This window comes from Mycobacterium sp. SMC-17 (assembly GCF_045310915.1).
In the GTDB taxonomy this organism is placed as follows: Bacteria; Actinomycetota; Actinomycetes; order Mycobacteriales; family Mycobacteriaceae; genus Mycobacterium.
On the sequence record NZ_JBJIAK010000118.1, the window covers coordinates 1 to 3,181 of the forward strand.

A 3,181-nucleotide genomic window follows, 5' to 3' on the forward strand; every position below is an offset into this window, starting at 1 on the left:
TGACAAGCCACCGGTAGAGCCCGATTACGCTGAGGGCACCTGCTGACTAGGTTTTGGTGTGGGGCAGGGTTTTTCGGCCGCCGCCAGGTGGCCGGACGCACCGGCCACGGTGCGCAGCGGCGGTGAGGCCAGGGCGTGGGCGCGCTATGGTGGCGGGTATGGACAGTGCGCTGATGGCCGCGTTAGCGGCCGCGGAGGGGCCGGTGGCCACCGATGTGCTGACGTGGCTGGTTACCGGTGATCGGCCGGACCGCGAGGTCACGGTCGATGTGGCGTGGCCTGCCCAGGCGTTGCGTTTCTGACCGTGGTGGTCGCGCCGATGTGATGGGCGTCGCGGGCGCGTGGCTTAGGCGTTGTCGGCGTGGGCGATGCGCGCGTTGATCCCGGCGAAAACGTCGGGCATGGTCATGAACCGACCGAAGTGCGTTCCGTCTGCCTTGATGTGCTCGCCTAGCCAGATACCGACGATGGTTGCGCCGACGGTGTGGTTGAGCTGCCACACCGGTCCACCGGAGTCTCCGGGGATGGATTGAGGCATGCCGGTGGTGCAGTACTGCGATGCGGCCAAGCGGCCGTCGAATTGGCCGCAGGCCACCCCGGTGCGGATGCCGGCGTGGCAGATCGGGGTGCGGGAGTCGGGCCCCGCCGTGCCGGTAACCGGCATCCCGTACATGGTTGGGACAGAGACGTTGCGGCCGAAGGAAATCAGGGCGTAGTCGTCTGCCAAGTGTTCGTCGGGGTCGGAGACAGTGACCACGAAGTGGCCGACGGCGCCGGTGGTGCGATCGGTGACGTAGCTGCTGGGCCGTTCGTTGCAGTGCCCGGCGGTGATCCCGTAGGTGATGCCCTCGCGGGTGGTGTAGGTGTAGCCGAGGGTGCAGCGTGCACTCCAGCCGGCCGCTACGGCGTCGATCTCATCGCCAGGGGACACGGTGGCGGCCGCGGCCGCCGGCGGTGCGCACGACAGTGCCACACCCGCCGCAACGGCAGCGAGCGCGGCGAGGTTCTTGGTGAGTGTCATAGCGCCTCAGGGTTTTTCCGTGGTGACCGGAACGGTGGTCTCGGGTTGATCAACCAGCGTCGGACCGGTTGGTATGCGCATCGGCCGGCCTTGTATCCGGCCACGGCACTGACGTAGCAGCCACCGAGGCAGAGGACCAGGGCGACGGTCGCCTCGAGCGGGTCGGGATCGGGCGCCACCACGCGGAACAGGCCGCACACCAGTGCGTAGGGCAGATAGCGCACGGCGATGCCACTCACCACGAGCCCGATGATCGTTGCGGTGACGCTCGCGACAAGGTCCGCGCTCGGTGTTCGGCTGGGTCCAGTGTTCGGCATCGCTGCTGTCCCGCAGGTTATTTCGTAGACGGGGCCGGCGCAGTGGGTATCACAGAGCTGGTCACCGCCCCGGTTTCGGTGGCGCCGGTCAGTTCGTACACCACCGCGGTCGCGCCCCAGACGAGGGCGCACAGTACGAGGACCCCGATGATGAATGCGACCTCACCCCCGGTGATGCGCGCCAGGTGAGCATGCCGTGGTTGTCGGTCGTGCATCGGTGGCTCCTTTCCGGTGGCGTGATGTGAACCGTATCGCCGTGGTCTGACATCTGGTTTCTATTATCGGGGGCTGCGCAGGTGGCGTTCTGCACGAATTTGGGCGCGGCTGTAGAGGGTTTCTTGCCAGGCTCGGGCGCGGATGGCTGAGCGGCCCAGGGGCAGGGCGCCGGCCGCGGCGGCGGCCCCGACGCGCCGCGCGATGCGGGCGTCGGTGCGGTGGTATTGGGTGCTGGTGCTCACGATGGGCTCTTTTCGGGTTTGGCGGCCTTGTCGGCGCGGCGGCGCAGGTCCGCGAGCTCGTCGCGGATTTCGATGAACTGGTCGTTGAGGTCTGCGCGCTCGGCTCCGGCTTCGGCGAGTTGTTGCATCCGGATTCCGCAGAGCGCGAACGCGCGTCGGTAGGCGCCCTCGAGCACCATGGCGGCGTAGGTGTCGACGGTTTCGGTGGGCGCTACCGCGGACTGGTACACCTCGAACAGGTACAGGGCCAGGCGGCGGTGCTCGGCACCGCTAGGGGCCTGGGTGGGCTTGAGTGCGTCGCTGCCGCTGTAACGGCGGCCGGCGTCCAATACCACGACCGGGCTGGGGTTGCGTCCCGCGTCGACGGTGCGACGGATCAGTTCGTAGACCCAGCGGGTCTGGGGCCGGAAGATCGCGCTGTCGGGGACCAGCTCGAGTACCCGTCGGGCCTGGGCGGCGGTGAGCCACATCAGGGCACCGACCAGTTGGTGCTCGGCGGACCACTCTTCGATGACGCTGTGTTCACGCCAGTCGTCGCCCTCGAGCTCTGGTGCCACCGACAAGCGGGGGCGATCGCTGACCACCTCGAGGGTGGGGTGGTCTTTGTGCGGGGAGGTCATGATGCGTTCGCTCCCCACTGGATCAGCGCGTAGTACCAGACCAGCGCCGCGGCTTGCTGTGCGGTCGCGCCGGCGGGGAGCAGCTGTTGCACGGTGTCGGCGATCTGGGCCGGGGTGACGACCGTGGTGGAGTTCTCAATTGCGTTGCAGCGCAACATTTCCAGGGTTGCGACGTTGGGAATCGCGGCGTCGGTGGCGCCGGCCAAACTGGCTGCTTCGGTGATCAGTGACCCGACGCGCAGGGCGCGGTGGGCCTCGGCGTGGGCCAGGTTCAGCACAGCGACGGGGTAGGTGCGGGGGTCCCCGAAATCCCAATCGACCTGGTGGTCGGTGATCCAGCGGCGGGCTTCGGCGGCGACGAAGTAGGGGGCGGGCACCGGCAGCTCGGCGGTGGCGCGGTGTTCGATGACGGCGCGGCCGGCGACCTGCGGAGCTCTCGGGTCGGTCGGGGTCCCCTGGGTGATCAGTTCGTAGGTGGTGTGCGCGGTTTCGTTGTGGACCGCGTGCAGGTAGTAGTCGGCTCCGATGACGTATTGCAACAGTGCGTGGTGGGCGTCGCCGAAGTCGGCGTGATCGGTCACGGTGGTGATGCGGGCGTTGTCGTCGATGGTGAGCTGGTGCATGGTGGGCTCCTTGGGCTGGGAATGGTCGTGGTTCTGATCGGGTGGGGTTAGGCGGCGGCCGCGCGGACTGGCGGACGGTCTATATTCGTGTGTGCTGTATTCGGCACTGTTCTCCTTCATTTCATCGGGCCTGCTGGCGTGC

The 3,181-nt window shown here is 67.8% G+C and carries 7 protein-coding genes; 1 reads left to right on the forward strand and 6 read right to left on the reverse strand.

Annotated elements, in window-relative coordinates:
* Positions 1 to 158 precede the first annotated feature (158 nt).
* Positions 159 to 302: a hypothetical protein gene (locus ACJH7A_RS30170; RefSeq protein ID WP_406803290.1), complete on the forward strand. Its 144-nt coding sequence runs from the start codon at positions 159 to 161 to the stop codon at positions 300 to 302.
* A 44-nt stretch (positions 303 to 346) separates the two neighbouring features.
* On the opposite strand, the gene ACJH7A_RS30175 is transcribed toward ACJH7A_RS30170, so the two are convergent.
* The 6 genes from ACJH7A_RS30175 to ACJH7A_RS30200 form a co-directional block, all read right to left on the reverse strand.
* Entirely contained in the window at positions 347 to 1,021 is a 675-nt protein-coding gene (locus ACJH7A_RS30175) for a hypothetical protein (protein ID WP_406803291.1), read from the reverse strand.
* A complete protein-coding gene (locus tag ACJH7A_RS30180) occupies positions 1,018 to 1,338 on the reverse strand; it encodes a hypothetical protein (RefSeq protein WP_406803292.1) in 321 nt (106 codons plus the stop codon). Before ACJH7A_RS30180 ends, ACJH7A_RS30175 begins: the two co-directional genes overlap by 4 nt.
* 17 nt (positions 1,339 to 1,355) lie before the next feature.
* A complete protein-coding gene (locus ACJH7A_RS30185; protein ID WP_406803293.1) occupies positions 1,356 to 1,553 on the reverse strand; it encodes a hypothetical protein in 198 nt (65 codons plus the stop codon).
* 63 nt (positions 1,554 to 1,616) lie between these two features.
* Entirely contained in the window at positions 1,617 to 1,796 is a 180-nt protein-coding gene (locus ACJH7A_RS30190; protein WP_406803294.1) for an amidohydrolase, read from the reverse strand.
* Complete coding sequence (locus tag ACJH7A_RS30195) at positions 1,793 to 2,416, reverse strand: hypothetical protein (RefSeq protein WP_406803295.1); 624 nt, start codon at positions 2,414 to 2,416, stop codon at positions 1,793 to 1,795. Before ACJH7A_RS30195 ends, ACJH7A_RS30190 begins: the two co-directional genes overlap by 4 nt.
* Positions 2,413 to 3,039: a hypothetical protein gene (locus tag ACJH7A_RS30200; RefSeq protein WP_406803296.1), complete on the reverse strand. Its 627-nt coding sequence runs from the start codon at positions 3,037 to 3,039 to the stop codon at positions 2,413 to 2,415. The genes ACJH7A_RS30195 and ACJH7A_RS30200 overlap by 4 nt, the downstream gene beginning before the upstream one ends.
* Between the last annotated feature and the right edge of the window lie 142 nt (positions 3,040 to 3,181).